The 14,092-nt window shown below is 52.1% G+C and carries 15 protein-coding genes and 2 pseudogenes; 11 read left to right on the top strand and 6 right to left on the bottom strand.

Features of this window, described 5'->3' with window-relative positions; genetic code table 11:
• Window positions 1-126 precede the first annotated feature (126 nt).
• Window positions 127-669 carry a helix-turn-helix transcriptional regulator gene (locus tag AAFJ72_RS15625; RefSeq protein WP_432774620.1) on the top strand — a complete coding sequence of 181 codons (543 nt, stop codon included), beginning with the start codon at window positions 127-129 and terminating at the stop codon, window positions 667-669.
• A 130-nt stretch (window positions 670-799) separates the two neighbouring features.
• Here AAFJ72_RS15625 and AAFJ72_RS15620 read toward each other — a convergent pair whose 3' ends face one another.
• Together AAFJ72_RS15620 and AAFJ72_RS15615 are read right to left on the bottom strand one after the other, a co-directional pair.
• Window positions 800-1,912 (bottom strand): aminopeptidase, encoded by a 1,113-nt coding sequence (locus AAFJ72_RS15620; protein ID WP_432774619.1) that lies wholly within the window; start codon window positions 1,910-1,912, stop codon window positions 800-802.
• A gap of 157 nt (window positions 1,913-2,069) precedes the next feature.
• A complete protein-coding gene (locus AAFJ72_RS15615; RefSeq protein ID WP_007783189.1) occupies window positions 2,070-2,162 on the bottom strand; it encodes a YjcZ family sporulation protein in 93 nt (30 codons plus the stop codon).
• A gap of 212 nt (window positions 2,163-2,374) precedes the next feature.
• Between AAFJ72_RS15615 and AAFJ72_RS15610 the strand changes: the two genes are divergently transcribed.
• The 6 genes and pseudogenes from AAFJ72_RS15610 to AAFJ72_RS15585 form a co-directional block, all read left to right on the top strand.
• Complete coding sequence (locus tag AAFJ72_RS15610) at window positions 2,375-2,608, top strand: hypothetical protein (protein WP_122905401.1); 234 nt, start codon at window positions 2,375-2,377, stop codon at window positions 2,606-2,608.
• Between the two features lie 180 nt (window positions 2,609-2,788).
• On the top strand, window positions 2,789-3,187 hold the full coding sequence (locus tag AAFJ72_RS15605) for a hypothetical protein (RefSeq protein WP_432774618.1): 399 nt from the start codon (window positions 2,789-2,791) through the stop codon (window positions 3,185-3,187).
• A gap of 98 nt (window positions 3,188-3,285) precedes the next feature.
• Window positions 3,286-3,612 carry a bacillithiol system redox-active protein YtxJ gene (gene ytxJ / locus AAFJ72_RS15600; RefSeq protein WP_170163450.1) on the top strand — a complete coding sequence of 109 codons (327 nt, stop codon included), beginning with the start codon at window positions 3,286-3,288 and terminating at the stop codon, window positions 3,610-3,612.
• Between the two features lie 112 nt (window positions 3,613-3,724).
• Window positions 3,725-3,901, top strand: a pseudogene (locus AAFJ72_RS15595) (helix-turn-helix domain-containing protein); the annotation flags it as partial.
• A 946-nt stretch (window positions 3,902-4,847) separates the two neighbouring features.
• Window positions 4,848-4,973 (top strand): NAD(P)H-dependent oxidoreductase, encoded by a 126-nt coding sequence (locus AAFJ72_RS15590; protein WP_281274238.1) that lies wholly within the window; start codon window positions 4,848-4,850, stop codon window positions 4,971-4,973.
• A 10-nt stretch (window positions 4,974-4,983) separates the two neighbouring features.
• Window positions 4,984-5,257 (top strand): annotated as a pseudogene (locus AAFJ72_RS15585) (integrase core domain-containing protein); the annotation flags it as partial.
• A gap of 99 nt (window positions 5,258-5,356) precedes the next feature.
• On the opposite strand, the gene AAFJ72_RS15580 reads toward AAFJ72_RS15585, so the two are convergent.
• The gene (locus AAFJ72_RS15580; RefSeq protein ID WP_432774617.1) at window positions 5,357-7,534 is read right to left on the bottom strand and encodes a cell division FtsA domain-containing protein; all 2,178 of its coding nucleotides are present in this window, start codon (window positions 7,532-7,534) and stop codon (window positions 5,357-5,359) included.
• Window positions 7,535-7,820: 286 nt separating this feature from the next.
• Here AAFJ72_RS15580 and AAFJ72_RS15575 point away from each other — a divergent pair, with 286 nt between their 5' ends.
• The 4 genes from AAFJ72_RS15575 to AAFJ72_RS15560 all read left to right on the top strand — a co-directional run bounded on the left by AAFJ72_RS15575 (window position 7,821) and on the right by AAFJ72_RS15560 (window position 11,454).
• Window positions 7,821-8,918: a bifunctional 3-deoxy-7-phosphoheptulonate synthase/chorismate mutase gene (locus tag AAFJ72_RS15575; protein WP_432774616.1), complete on the top strand. Its 1,098-nt coding sequence runs from the start codon at window positions 7,821-7,823 to the stop codon at window positions 8,916-8,918.
• Window positions 8,919-9,047: 129 nt separating this feature from the next.
• Window positions 9,048-9,356, top strand: a complete 309-nt coding sequence (locus AAFJ72_RS15570) for a metal-sensitive transcriptional regulator (protein ID WP_005828137.1) — start codon at window positions 9,048-9,050, stop codon at window positions 9,354-9,356.
• A gap of 115 nt (window positions 9,357-9,471) precedes the next feature.
• Window positions 9,472-10,482, top strand: a complete 1,011-nt coding sequence (ccpA, locus tag AAFJ72_RS15565) for a catabolite control protein A (RefSeq protein ID WP_432774615.1) — start codon at window positions 9,472-9,474, stop codon at window positions 10,480-10,482.
• Between the two features lie 36 nt (window positions 10,483-10,518).
• Complete coding sequence (locus AAFJ72_RS15560) at window positions 10,519-11,454, top strand: 5'-methylthioadenosine/adenosylhomocysteine nucleosidase (protein ID WP_432777204.1); 936 nt, start codon at window positions 10,519-10,521, stop codon at window positions 11,452-11,454.
• Between the two features lie 106 nt (window positions 11,455-11,560).
• Here AAFJ72_RS15560 and AAFJ72_RS15555 read toward each other — a convergent pair whose 3' ends face one another.
• From AAFJ72_RS15555 to AAFJ72_RS15545, 3 genes are read right to left on the bottom strand one after another with little or no spacing between them, the layout of a single operon-like run.
• Entirely contained in the window at window positions 11,561-12,718 is a 1,158-nt protein-coding gene (locus AAFJ72_RS15555; RefSeq protein WP_432774614.1) for an acetoin utilization protein AcuC, read from the bottom strand.
• Entirely contained in the window at window positions 12,715-13,359 is a 645-nt protein-coding gene (locus tag AAFJ72_RS15550; protein WP_432774613.1) for a CBS and ACT domain-containing protein, read from the bottom strand. The genes AAFJ72_RS15555 and AAFJ72_RS15550 overlap by 4 nt, the downstream gene beginning before the upstream one ends.
• A gap of 41 nt (window positions 13,360-13,400) precedes the next feature.
• Window positions 13,401-14,033 carry an N-acetyltransferase gene (locus tag AAFJ72_RS15545; protein ID WP_432774611.1) on the bottom strand — a complete coding sequence of 211 codons (633 nt, stop codon included), beginning with the start codon at window positions 14,031-14,033 and terminating at the stop codon, window positions 13,401-13,403.
• Window positions 14,034-14,092 lie beyond the last annotated feature (59 nt).

Below are 14,092 nucleotides of genomic sequence, written 5' to 3'. Positions count from 1 at the left end.
TACATGTAGGTAAAGAATATTTTGAACATAAAGGCTTGGCAGATGGATGCCTGTACTTGTCTGAAAAAAGGGAATAATCTGCTTTGTCTGTAGAGAGAAAAAGAAAGATAGGGAGGATGCGAAGAGATGGATGTGAAAACGATCATACTTGGTTTTTTAAGCTACGGAGAGATGAGTGGATACGATATCAAGCAAGCCTTTTCCAATAGCATCGGATTTTTCTACGACGCCAGCTTTGGAGCCATTTACCCTGCGCTGCGCAAGCTGGAGGAAGAAGGACTCGTCACCAAGCAAGAGGTCATTCAGACTGGAAAGCCCAACAAAATTTTGTACCAGATTACCGCACAAGGGAGAGAAGTGTTCCACCAGGAAATTCAGGCACCGATCCTGCCTCCGGTACTGCGCTCCGATATGCTGGTGAAAATTTTCTTTGGCAAGAGCCGCACGCCAGCGGAGCAAAAAGACATGCTGGATAACTGTCTGAATCTGCAGCGGAAGATGCTTCAGCAAAGCCGGGCATCTTTTAAAAAGTTGGAGACTCACTTTGACGAATATCAGCGCTTTTGCTGGGAGTACACGATTCACCATTTGGAAACGACGATTTCCTTTCTGGAGCAAAAAATGCCATCCCTGTTGAAGCAGCCTGCCTTGTCCGCTTCCGTGGGGTAGCTCCTGTCCCAACCGAGCAAACATATAGCAAAAAAGGCTTCGCCTGCGAGCAACGGGCGAAGCCTTTTTTTCGGCGCACCAGGTACGGGGCCGGCAGCAAAGCAAAGTGCAGTCAGCTCTGCCAAGGATACTACTTCAAGTTTTCCGGGTTGAGGCATTCCAGCTCAGGCACGACGAAGCGTCCGTCTTTGCGGATCAGGCGGTCGTCAAACCAGATTTCTCCGCCGCCCCATTCCGGACGCTGGATCATCACCAAATCCCAGTGGATCGAGGACTTGTTGCCGTTGAAAGCTTCGTCGTAGGCTTGCCCTGGCGTAAAGTGGAAGCTGCCGTCGATTTTTTCATCGAACAGGATGTCTTTCATCGGGTTTTGGATGTAAGGGTTGACCCCGATGGCAAATTCGCCGATGTAGCGCGCGCCTTCATCAGTGTCGAACACTTCGTTGATTTTTTTCGTGTCGTTGGCGGTTGCTTCCATGATTTTGCCGTCCTTGAACGTCAGCTTGATATTGTCGTATGTAAAGCCCTGGTACGGAGATGGCGTGTTGTACGCGATCGTACCGTTTACGGAATCACGCACAGGAGCGGTAAAGACTTCTCCGTCCGGGATGTTGAATTCCCCGGCGCATTTGATCGCAGGAATGCCTTTGATCGAGAAGGTCAGGTCTGTGCCGGGCCCTGTGATGCGCACCTTGTCGGTTTTTTCCATCAGCTCGACGAGGTTGTCCATCGCTTTGTCCATTTTGCCGTAGTCGAGCGTACACACCTTGAAGTAAAAATCTTCGAAGGCAGCGGTGCTCATGTTGGCGAGCTGGGCCATGGAAGCGTTCGGGTAGCGGAGCACGACCCATTTTGTCTCCGGTACGCGCACATCGAGCACCGGGCGCATCAGCAGCTTCGAGTACAGCTGCATTTTGTCGCCAGGCACGTCGGACAGCTCGCTGATGTTGTCGCCGCCGCGGATCCCGATGTAGCAGTCCATCTGCTTCATGAAGGAGACGTCTGCCTCGCGCATGATGCCAAGCTGGGTTTCATTGACGCCGAGCAACAGCTCGCGCTGAATGCTCTGGTCAATCAGCTGGACGTAAGGGTTGCCGCCTGCTTCGTACACTTTGGCAATAACGGCCTTCGTCAAGTCAGTGACATCGCCGATGGAGTAGATTAAAACGTTTTCCCCTTTTTGCACGCGGGTGGAGTAGTTGACCAATACATCTGCCAAACGTTCAATACGCGGATCTTTCATAGGAAGGGTATCCCTCGCTTTCCATATCATAGTCAGTACGTATTGTACACAAAACAGATAGAAAAAAGCTACCCAGGCAGGGTAGCGTGCGGAGGAAACGCGTTTACAGGATTCGGTTCTTCATGTATATGCAGTGTCCTGCCCTTATATGACGCTGTCAATCGCAGCCGCAGCCGATGATGACCAGCAGGATAAAAAGAATCAGCACTAAGGTGAAATCATCGAGGTCTCCATTGAAAATGCTGCTCATAGGATGAACATCCTCCTTGTTGTGTGTTAAGCCTCTTGTGCTTACATCCATAACATATGGGTTTTTGCACAGTCCCGATACGGGCATTCGCCCATTTATGGGAAGATTCTTTCCATTTGTCCGCCATCACTTTGCATGTTTATTATTCTGAAAAGCAGGAAAAGCTAGAGGATACGAAAAGACTTTGCAAAAAACGAAAGGATGTTATGGCGATGCAAAGATCATCTTCGAGTCTGGCACACGATCTGCCCCAAATTACCATCACTGTGGGGGAGGATTTCAAATCAATCATGTGGAAAGCCCAGTACGATATGGATTTCAATACCGAATGCTTGTTTTGCTTTTCGGAGCGGATTACAGGATACCGGGTGGAAGACGAGGCAGGGCATACCGGCAAGGTTGCTGTTTGCCCGCACTGTGAAAAGGTAAACGCGATTTACGCGTAAACACGGCGAAACAGGCAGCAAAAAACGATGCACTCAAGTTGGAGGGCATCGTTTTTTTGTGCGGACTACTATATCTGCCACTGCATCCACCAAGTACCACCTGGCGTTTAGCAGGATTGAAGGAGCCAGCCACGAATAGTATGAGAGGTATACATATGTAGAGAGTTAGGGGTGAACTTTGTGCAAAAGAAATGCAGCCGCTGCGGGAACGACATGGAGATCGTACTGCGCAATGTCGTGTATAAAAAGCGGGTAAAAATCATGAACGTACCCGTGCACGTTTGCGTGGACGAGTGTTGCGCTCATTCCCAGGTGGTAGATGTGATTAAGGATGACCTGAAATCACTCATGGAGGAACTGGGCCAACATCCGCAGCGACAGGCGATTGAGTTTGAAGAGTTGTCAGAGTTATCCAACTTATTGGTGTTTATTGCTAATGAAAAGGCAAACTCTTCGGTGCGAGAAGTGCTGGGCGAGAGGGTCAACGAGCTTCTGGATCTGTTTTTGTTGGCGCAGTCCCTGGGCGATCAAAAATGGATGAAGGAATTGCGTGAGCGGTTGACCAAAATCATGGTATAAGCAAAAAGAGGGCGGCAGTGTAGCCAAGCGTAGACTTTGCCATAAGGATTTCGGTATACTAAAAAACCATAGAGCAAAGTCAAAAGGAGAGATACAAGGTGGCCCAAAAACAGCTTCATTCCATTGAAGAACTGGAGCAGTTCGTTGCGCAAAAAGGCAAAAAGCTTTTGTTCAAGCATAGTACAATCTGCCCGATCAGCACGTCCGCCTACGAGGAGTTCCAGGCGTATTTGCAGGAGCATGCGATTGAGTCGGCCGTGATCCTGGTGCGGGAGGATCGTCCGGTGTCCAACGCCGTAGCAGATCGTTTTGCGATCAAGCACGAGTCACCGCAAATTTTCCTGCTGGAAAACGACGAAGTAAAATGGCACACGTCGCACTGGAAAATCACCAAGGACGCCATTCGTCAGGCGGTTGGGGCATAAGTTTTTTAGGAAATTTTAGGACTGACCCCGTGATGTGAGACAAATCAAAACACCTTCAAGAGAACCTACCTATATCGTAAGATATAGGGTCAACCTTGGAGGTGTTTTTACGTTGGCAACTAGAGTGAGTTATCCCGTAGAAACTAAAAGGAAAGCAATTGAAATGCGTCTTTCTGGCGTTACCAAAAAGCAGATCATGCAGGAACTAAATATTAAAAATAAGACCCAAATTAAACAGTGGATGCGCTGGTATCGAAGTGGAGATGTTCATCGTCTTCAGCAGCCTGTTTGAACTAGCGTCGTCACCTTCGTACGGCGCAACGTAGGGAGAGCTACCTCTTCCATCATGTGCCTATTGCTAATCATCCGTTCAATGCATACATATCGTTATTCTTCGCGTCTACAAAATTGATCCCAACCCTAGGGGAGGACAAACGAGGCGATTCCCGTTCTCTAGCTCAATAATACGGAAAGCATCCCCATCATAATCAAGCTCGTTATTTTTATAGGACGCGCAAATACTTAATACTAAGCGTCTTTTTTTGCCAGCCTTCCCCATACAACACCCAAACCAAGGGTAAAAAATAAGACATATTTGTTAAAAAAAACGGAATAAAGGCAAAAAAGACACAGAAAAATACACTAAGAATCAACTTAAAGTAAACAAGAACCCGGGAGCGGCAAAAGCTTGGGAGAATTATTTGGATGCTTCCATTTCTCCTAAAGCGCTTACTGAAAAAAATCTGTCCGTACCTTTATTTAATCAATGGAGTAAGGATGTCGCTTCTAGTTACAGAAGTAGTGCTTGTGGACCAACAACCATATCCGCAATTACGGAATATTGGAGAACGTCAAAAGGAAAAAGCAATCTAACCTAAAGTATATCTGCGGCGACCATTTCCCTATACTTCACTGGGAAAAGTCGCCATTTTTTCTTAAGAAAACAGAATTGATGAAGAGCGCAGAACTTTGTATGTTGGGATGGCAAGATCGGAGAGCAAGCTGTATCTTACATACTCCCTAAATAGAGAGGGGGAAGAAAGAGAGAAAAGTCACTTTTTACTGACATTCCAGTTGAAGAGACTTTTCAGTCGTAATATGAGGACTCGATCACGGGAATGAATATGTGAATTTCGCCGCATTTCCCCCCTTCACCAAACTGTATTGACAAAGTAGTAGACCTATTCTAGGTGATTTGGGTTTAGTCTTTTGTCAACTTTCAATTATTCGAATTAGTGAAGGATATTAGAGAAGAGCAAGAAAGACTACTTTGGGTTGATTTTGTGATCTTTCAATTCCCTTTATGGTGGTACTTTGTTTCTTATATTCTGAAAGGCTGGTTTAATCGAGTGTTTGCCTAGGGCTTTGTTTATGCTACATGGCGATCAGGGCAGCGTGTATACGTCTCATCCTATCAAGCAGCCGTTAAGAGAAAAGGCATTACCATGAGCATGTCCCGTAAGGGTGCGCCCGCTGATAATGCCCTATCGAGTCGTTTCATTCCACACTAAAGTCTGAAACGTTCTATCTCGATAATTGTATTTGTACGACGACTGCCATCGTTGTACAGATTGTTCAAGACTACATTCATTACTATAACTCAGTTTGCATTCAAACGAAACTAAACAACAAGTCTCCAATTTAATTTCGGCAACTGGCTGCTTAAATGGCATGGCAAAGGTGTTTTGATCCCTGTCCCACGGACGGGGGTCAGTCCCTTCATTCCCGCAGCTCTTTTTGCATGTTACTCCCAAAACAGCTCCAGCTTGTCCCCGCTTTTCAGCTCCGTCTGGAAGCTGGCTTGCTCGCCGTTCACCAGCATGACGAAGCCGGAGATGCTTTCGCTGTCAGGCTTCTCCAGGGAGAAGTTGACAAAACGGAAAACGTCGCTGAATACAGGCGGAGCGGCTGGCGTGGATTTTACGGTAATCACTGCGCCGTCCGACACCAGTTCGTCTGCCGTTGCCGCTCTGCCGTCTACGGTGATCGACACTTGCGCCACAGGCAGAACGACGCGCTCGCCGTTAAAGAAAACGGTCATCGTCTCCTGCACCCACTCTTCCAGCGGAATCACATCGCGGATGGCTGGCGGCGCGACTTCCTCCAAATGATAGTGCAGCACATCGCCTTGCCGGATGGTGTCTCCGAACGCGGCGGGCTTGCCGTTCACCAGGAGGATCGGATTGTGGGAAGGAAGGGTATAAGACTGACCATTGACACTGAAATGCAGTCTGGTTTGCGCAGACTGTTCCCCTGACGCGAGCAGCCCGGCTGACTCCAGCACCTGGGATACAGTGCGTGGCAGGAAAATTTCTACCTCCGCCCGATCGTCCAGTTGGTCGTCAAGCTGGGCAGGTGCGCCGTTTACCCGGATCATCGGACCGAGCGAGAGCGGGCGGTCATTGCAGGTGATGTCCAAAGTGTCCAGGTGGTCGAGCAGGTCGCGCACCAACACGCTGGCGTCCTCGCCGTTTGTTCCGGCGACAACCGTGATGCTGTCCCCATCCGCAATCGGCGCGTCGAGACTCGCTGCCTCGCCGTTTTTCATGATGACCGGAGGCGTGCCGTGTTTGCCGGGAATCATTTTCATCCTGCCGTTGACGGTGACGCTCATCGCCAGCCCCGGTCTTCCGTACAGACGGCGAATGTCAAGGCCAGCGGCAATCAAGGTATCGCCCAAAGACATTTTCCGCAAGTCAAAAATGCGCAGCGGTGTGTCGTTGACGGTGACAGTGACGTAGCGGAGAGGATGACGGCGGGCTGCTACCGCGATTCCTACGGGCGTCACAAACTCAGGGCCGCTGAGAGCCGGTATGTCTCCCACGAACTGCTTGATGGCGTCGCCGCCTCTGACGGCGACACGCGCCGCTGGCATGTTCAAAAACTGGGCGACTTTTCCCGGGAGGCCAGGGGTAAGGCTGCCACCGCCAATCAGCATGACAGCCTGCGGCGCTTTGCCGTTCAATTCGCTGATTTTCGTTGCAATTTTTTCTGCCAACTGTGAGATTTCAGCGTCAATCGCGCTGGTTACTTCGGCTGCGCTCATCGTGTGCTCCATGCCGAGAATGTCTGCAAAGGTAACAGACTCATGGGTGGTGAGCTGGCGCTTGACCTCTTCCGCCATCGGAAAATCGAGCAAAAAGGCATTCATCAGCGCATCGGTGATCTCGTCTCCGGCTACGGGTACCATGCCGTAGGCTGTAATGGTCCCCTCCTCGGTCAAAGCGACGTCAGAGGTGCCCGCGCCGATGTCGACGAGCGCAATGTTGAGTCGGCGCATGGTCACAGGGATGAGCACGTTGATGGCCGCAATCGGCTCCAATGTGAGCGCCTGCATCTCCAGATCGCACCGTTTCAGGGCGGCGATCAGCGAGTCGACTACTACTCGCGGGAGGAATGTCGCGATCACGTCGGCGCTGGCCGTATCTCCCCGCTGGTCGATCAGGCTGCCGATCAGCTCATCGTCCAGATAGTAGTTGACGACACTGTAGCCGACACAGTAATAGCGCGTGGCGTCCAGCTCGCGCAGCTCTTTCGCCAGTTCAGCCTGTGCTTCCTGCACGGCGGCAAACTCCAGGGCCACGACATTCTCGCGTGTAATAAAAGCGTGTCTGGACAACGGCATGTCCACACGTACGCGCCGGGTGCGCAGCGAGCGGCCGGCTGCCGCCACGGCCACCTGGCGCAGCGGTCCGTGTTTTTCTTCCAGTTCTTCTTTTATTTCCTTGATAACCTTCGCGACAGCGACGATGTCGTGAATCTGTCCGTCCAGCATGGAGCGCTCGTCGTGCTCGCGGATGGCGTAATCCAGCACGCGAAACTGGTCATTGTTCGCCTCCACAATCAGTCCGACGACACTGCGCGTTCCAATATCCAAGGAAAAAATCAGCTCAGGGGAGCCTGGTTCTGTATAGGCTGACAAAGGCAAGTCACTCCCTCGTTTTCATGTAAATCCACAAAGACAGGTCATAAAAGCAGATAGAACATATATCCATTTGATTCGACCAAAACCATAGAGAATCCTGTCGAATCAAGGAATCTTACCATCTTTGGCGAAGAATTTGCAAAGATAAAAAAACATAAACAATTTACTTTCGCGCTTTTTGGCACTAAACTGCTGACAAGGGAGTACGAATCGATTATAATAACCGTAATTTATCGCCAACCACCTAGTAGACCTATATAAAAAGAGGAGAGTGGAGAGACAAATGGCACACGATCAAATTGAAATCATGCGCAAGCAGATTGACGAAATCAATCTGCAAATCCTGGACTTAATCAACAAGCGGGCGACATTGGTGCAAGAGCTTGGAAAAGAAAAAGAAAAGCTGGGCAGCAACCGCTTCGATCCCGAGCGTGAGCGCCAAATGCTCAACCTGATCGTGGAGAACAACAAAGGACCGTTCAACGACAATACAGTCCGCCATCTGTTCAAGCAAATTTTCCAGGTATCCCTGGACCTGCAAAACGAAGACAAGAAAAAAGTGCTCTTGGTCAGCCGCAAGAAAAAAGCGGAAGACACCGTGATTACGGTAAAAGGTGTCGAGTTCGGCGGAGGCAGCCCAATCCTGATCGCCGGCCCTTGCTCCGTTGAAAGCTACGAGCAGGTGAGAGCCGTAGCGGAGAACCATGTGAAGCGCGGTCTGAGAACATTGCGCGGCGGTGCATACAAGCCTCGCACGTCTCCATACGACTTCCAGGGTCTTGGCGTAGAAGGTCTGAAAATCCTGAAGCGGATCGGGGACGAGTTCAACCTCGTCACCATCAGCGAAATCGTGACGCCTGCCGATCTGGAGATGGCAGCCGAGTACATTGACGTCATCCAAATCGGTGCGCGCAACATGCAAAACTTCGAATTGCTGAAGGCAGCAGGCCGTGTGAACAAGCCTATCCTGCTGAAGCGCGGTCTGGCGGCTACGATCGAGGAATTCATCTACGCAGCCGAGTACATCGTCTCCGAAGGCAATACGCAAGTGATGCTGTGTGAACGCGGGATTCGCACCTACGAAAAAGCGACGCGCAACACCCTCGACATCTCTGCTGTGCCGCTGCTCAAGCAAGAGACACACTTGCCTGTATTCGTCGATGTGACACACTCCACTGGCCGCCGCGACCTGTTGCTGCCTTGCGCCAAAGCCGGATTTGCCATCGGCTCCGACGGGGTCATGGTCGAGGTTCACCCGGATCCGGACGTAGCGCTGTCTGATGCGAAGCAACAGCTCAACATTCCTCAATTCAACGAGTTCCTCGATGAATTGCTCGCTTCCGGCCTGTACAAAGGCGAAGTTGTAGCAGCAAGAGGATAACGAAACCGTTTGAAGGGAGTATACGGGTCCTTCCTGCGCGCAGGGAGGGCCTTTCTCATTTGACGAACCTTGGCCGACCAAGTAAGCTAGGATTTAAGTGCTGATTATCGGCAAAGGAGGCTATGCCAGATGAATGATCGTGACCACTGTTGCTCGTCTGATCGCGCCACCGTGCGTCCTGATAAAATCAAATCGAATCTCGTTTCCCGGCTCAACCGGGTAGAGGGGCAAATTCGCGGAATACGCGGGATGGTGGAAAAAGACGTCTACTGCGACGATATTCTCAACCAGATCGCGGCTGTGCAGTCCGCCTTGAATGCCGTGGGCAAAATGCTCTTGGAGGGACACATGAAAAGCTGTGTCATCGAGCGCATCCAGCAAGGGGATAGCGAAGTGATTGACGAGCTTTTGAAAACGATGAACAAACTGATGAAATAACGGCAGAATAGGCCGCAAAAACGATTGCATCGCTATTAGGCTTGTCGTATCATAGGTGCATACATTTATGAAAATAACTATGAAAACCAATATATAGGGAAAGTGAGGGCGTGTGATGCCGGTAACAATCTACGACGTGGCAAGAGAAGCGGGGGTTTCGATGGCGACTGTCTCCCGTGTCGTCAACGGGAACCCGAACGTAAAGCCTTTGACCCGAAAGAAGGTACTGGCAGCGATTGAACGTCTGGGGTATCGACCAAATGCCGTTGCCCGCGGTCTCGCCAGCAAAAAAACAACAACCGTCGGTGTCATCATACCGGATATCTCCAGCCTGTTTTTTTCTGAATTGGCGCGTGGGATTGAAGACATTGCAACCATGTACAAGTACAACATCATCCTTTGCAACTCGGACCAGCGGATGGAAAAGGAGTTGCAGCTCATCAATACGCTGCTCGAAAAGCAGGTGGACGGGCTGCTGTTCCTGGGAGCCGAAGTCAAAGAGGAGCATTTGCAGGCCTTGACCAGCACCTCCGTGCCGACTGTTCTGGCTGCGACCCGCGATGCGGACAACGTGCTTCCGTCGGTGAGCATCGACCACTTCCAGGCTGCCTATGACGCGACAGAAGCGCTGGTTTCTCGCGGCCACAAGCGGATCGCGATGATTTCAGGTCCGCCCAACGACCCGCTAAGTGGCCTGATGCGCTACGAGGGGTACAAAAAAGCGTTGAACGACGGCGGCATTGAGCTGGACGAGAAGCTGGTTGCGACAGGCAACTACTTCTACGAGTCAGGCTTGGCGACAACCAAGGCATTCCTTGCGCTTTCCGAGCCGCCTACAGCGATTTTCGCGGCCAACGACGAAATGGCGATTGGCGCGATCCACGCCATCCAGGATTCCGGTCTGAATGTGCCGGACGATATTGAAGTAATCGGTCACGACAATATCCGCCTTGTGGAAATGGTGCGTCCGCGCCTGACTTCCGTGGTGCAGCCGATGTACGATATTGGGGCCGTCGCGATGCGCCTTTTGACGAAGTACATGAACAACGAAAACGTGGAAGAGCACGTGGTGCTGCTGCCGCACCGGATCGAGTTCCGGGAGAGCACGAAGCCACAGCAGGCGTAAGCGCTGTGCTGTTGACAGCATGAGGAGGATGGAATGATGCGGTACGGTATTATCGGTGCCATGGATGAAGAAATTGCGCTGTACCTGGAAGCGATGGAACAGACGGTTGCAACCGTCAAAGCGGGAGTGACCTACTATACAGGCAAGATGGAAGGAAAAGAAGTCGTGCTGTGCAAATCAGGCGTCGGCAAGGTCAATGCCGCCGTCACGACGCAAATCCTGATCGACCAGTTCCAGGTGGAACGAGTCATTTTTACAGGGGTGGCCGGAGCGGTTCACCCGGAACTGAACATTGGCGATATTGTCGTCTCGACAGATTGCCTCCAGCATGACATTGACGTGACGCCGCTCGGTTTTGCCCCAGGGCAAATTCCTTTTACCGAGCAGTGGATCTGGGAAGCCGACAAAGAGCTGATGCAGCAGGCAATCGAAGCTGGCAAGGAGCTGGAGGCAGGTGTCCAGGTCGTGAGCGGCCGCATTTTGTCCGGCGACCAGTTCGTAGCCAGCCGGGAAAAAGTGCAATGGCTGTATGAGCAGTTCGGCGCTCACTGCACGGAAATGGAAGGCGCTGCCGTCGGACAAGTATGTGCGATGAACGGCGTACCGTTTGTCGTCGTGCGCTCCATGTCCGACAAGGCAGACGGCTCGGCACACGTCAACTTCGTCGAGTTTACCAAGCTCGCTTCGCAGCGCTCGTATGCTATTGTCCGTAACATGCTGACCTCCGCTGCGGGTGCGTCACAGCCAGGCGTGATCGTCTACTCGACGAAAAACTGCGTCGACTGTGATATGGTCAAGCAATGGCTGACGGCAAAAGGCATTTCCTTCGAGGTGCGCGACGTCATGACCAGCCGCGCTTACCAGGAGGAAGTCGAGCGCTTTGGCTTTATGGGCGTTCCGGTGACAGTCGTGGGCGACAAAGCGGTCAAAGGCTTCGCACCGGCCGAGTTGGAAGCACTGGTACAAAAATAGCAAAAGACGAAGAAGCGGGAAGATCGGCATCACAAGAGGATGCGTGGTCTGCCCGTTTTTTTGTTTCCCCTTTTCCCGCAAGAGCGCAAAAAAAGAGCAAGCAAACTCATTTGCCTGCTCCAGTCGGCGCGTACTGCATCGCCCGTTCCAGGGTTATCCGGTTTTTTTCGGTAATTTCTGCGCGGCGGGGAATGGCCGGAAACGGTTCGTCGAACAGGCGCAGCGGCAGCGGCAAATCAGTCTGCGGCTGCCAGCGCTGAAGCCAGCTCGCTGGCAGGTCGCCGTCCTCCAGCGGCTGATCGCTCATTTCGCTCCATAACAGTGTCCACGCTCGCGGCACGACCCGCCAAATGTCGTAGCCGCCACCTCCTACCGCGATCCAGCGTCCGTCGCAATACGTATGGGCGAGCTGGTGGGCAAGCCGGGGAATCGCCTGGTAAATTTTCATCGAGCACGAAAGGTGCGTCAGCGGATCAAACGTATGGGCATCGCAGCCATTTTGGGTCAAGATCACATCCGGCTTGAAGCCGTTTGCCAGCTTGGAGACCAGCTCTTCGTACACGGCAAGAAACGAGTCGTCTTCCGTGAAGGCATCGAGCGGCACATTGACGGAAAAACCGTAACCGCTTCCATCCCCGCGTTCCGAAAGGTTTCCTGTTCCTGGAAACAGGTATTTGCCTGTCTCATGGATGGAAACGGTGAGGACGTTGGGATCATCGTAAAACGCCCACTGTACGCCGTCGCCATGATGAGCATCGGTGTCGATGTACATGACCCGGACATTCCAATGCTTGCGCAAATAGGCGATGGCAACGGAGCAGTCATTGTAGATGCAAAAGCCCGAAGCCCTCCCGCGAAACGCGTGATGCAGGCCGCCCGCAGGATTGAAGGCGTGCTCGGCTTGTCCATGCATGACGGCATCGACGGCGTTCAGCGTTCCTCCGACAATGAGGGCAGCCGATTCATGCATATTGCGAAAACAGGGGACGTCCTCGGTGCCAAGACCGTAGCTCATCGCCTGCGGAAGCTCTGCTTCGCTGTGTCCCTGCTCGCGGACGAACTCGATGTAGCGCCTGTCGTGGACGAGAGCGAGCTCATCGTCCGTAGCCATGCGCGGAGCCAGCAGGTCTGACTCTTTGAGCAGGCCATAGCTGCTCATCAGATCGTGCATGAGCAGCAGACGGCGCTGGTTAAACGGGTGGTCATCGTGAAAGTAATACTTCGTGTAGTCGGGGGAGTAGATCAGACGAGCATTCCGGCTCACAGGAGTATCCCCCCATCTGTCGGTCCGACGACGACGAAGCCTCGCTGGAGCAGCAACTGGGTCACGACGCGCGGATCAATCGTCTGGACGCGGAAGACCAGATTTTTTTTCCCAGGGTTTTTCCCCGGAAACACAATGACGCTGGTCACATTGACCTGGGCTTCGCGAAACACCTGGCTGACCTCTGCCAGCATGCCGACGCGATCGTCTACTTCTACTTCGATGTGGGAGCTGGGCTTGTTGACGCCGAACAGCTCAATCAGGCTGGAGAACAGATCGGATTCCGTAATCATGCCAACGAGGCGGTTTTCTTCCACGACTGGCAGGGAGCCGATTTTATGCTCATAAATCTGGAGAGCGGCGTCTTCGATAAAATCAAGCGGGTGGGCGGTAATGACCTGTCTTTGCATGATGTCAGCCACAGGCTTGTGCAGGACGGTGTCGTCGTCATCATGGGTCAGCAAACGGGAGGGGAGGGCATCACGCAGATCGCGGTCTGAGACGATGCCGACCAGCTGGCCATTTTCAATGACGGGCAAATGTCTGATGCGATTGGCTCTAAGCAGCAGTAAGGATTCTCCGATGGTAGTCGCAGGCTGAATGGTAACGACTTTTTTTCGCATGATATCTTCTACACGCATGATGGAGGGCCTCCTTGCATCCTTTGGAAAAGGTGTCCAGACTAATAAAGAAAGCGATTCTGAAAGCGCATGGCATCAAAAGCGACGATGGTCTCGGCAGGAACCCGTTTTCCGATTTTGGCCATCAGACAGTTGGCGGGGTGCGAGCATATTTCCGGATCGTCTGTCGCCATCCAGATCAGCCCGACACTGCCCATTACTTTTTCCATGACCTTTCTGTACTCCCACACATCGAGTCCGGTTCCTTTCAAGTCCCAATGCCAGTAATACTCGGTCGTAATAATGACGTAGTCTTCCATGGCATCATCCATAAAGGCGACCTCAAGCAGCTTCTTGGCCACACCGCCAGCCCGTACTTTATGGCTGATTTCGATGGCGCCAAGCTCCAGCAGATCGGGCAGCTTTGCCATGGACCAGCGTTCCAGCGGATCGGGGTAGAGGAAGGTAACGTAGCCGAGCACAAGATCTCCTTCCCGCGCGATAATGATGCGTCCTTCCGGGAGATCCGCTATTTCAATCAGGGCCTCGTGCTGCTGCTCCGGGATGCGAAATGCCTTGAGCCCTTCATCGAAGCGCAGGTCAGCCAGATAACTCCCCGTAATCGGTCCTTCGATCAGCAGTTCTTTTCCGTTCACGACCATGCTCGCAGAGTGATAGCGTTTGACGTGTTCCATCGGTTCCCCCCCTAATGCTTGTAGAAAAAGAGAGATGGCGATTGTGACCATCTCTGCTG

This window comes from Brevibacillus gelatini, assembly GCF_050920745.1.
GTDB lineage: Bacteria > Bacillota > Bacilli > Brevibacillales > Brevibacillaceae > Brevibacillus > Brevibacillus gelatini.
This window is presented reverse-complemented; position numbering and strand designations above follow the sequence as displayed.

Coding starts and splice junctions, on each gene's coding strand:
- AAFJ72_RS15625 (WP_432774620.1), top strand. CDS start 127: ATGGATGTGAAAACGATCATACTTGGTTTTTTAAGCTACGGAGAGATG.
- AAFJ72_RS15620 (WP_432774619.1), bottom strand. CDS start 1,912: ATGAAAGATCCGCGTATTGAACGTTTGGCAGATGTATTGGTCAACTAC.
- AAFJ72_RS15615 (WP_007783189.1), bottom strand. CDS start 2,162: ATGAGCAGCATTTTCAATGGAGACCTCGATGATTTCACCTTAGTGCTG.
- AAFJ72_RS15610 (WP_122905401.1), top strand. CDS start 2,375: ATGCAAAGATCATCTTCGAGTCTGGCACACGATCTGCCCCAAATTACC.
- AAFJ72_RS15575 (WP_432774616.1), top strand. CDS start 7,821: ATGGCACACGATCAAATTGAAATCATGCGCAAGCAGATTGACGAAATC.
- AAFJ72_RS15570 (WP_005828137.1), top strand. CDS start 9,048: ATGAATGATCGTGACCACTGTTGCTCGTCTGATCGCGCCACCGTGCGT.
- ccpA (WP_432774615.1), top strand. CDS start 9,472: ATGCCGGTAACAATCTACGACGTGGCAAGAGAAGCGGGGGTTTCGATG.
- AAFJ72_RS15560 (WP_432777204.1), top strand. CDS start 10,519: ATGCGGTACGGTATTATCGGTGCCATGGATGAAGAAATTGCGCTGTAC.
- AAFJ72_RS15550 (WP_432774613.1), bottom strand. CDS start 13,359: ATGCGTGTAGAAGATATCATGCGAAAAAAAGTCGTTACCATTCAGCCT.
- AAFJ72_RS15545 (WP_432774611.1), bottom strand. CDS start 14,033: ATGGAACACGTCAAACGCTATCACTCTGCGAGCATGGTCGTGAACGGA.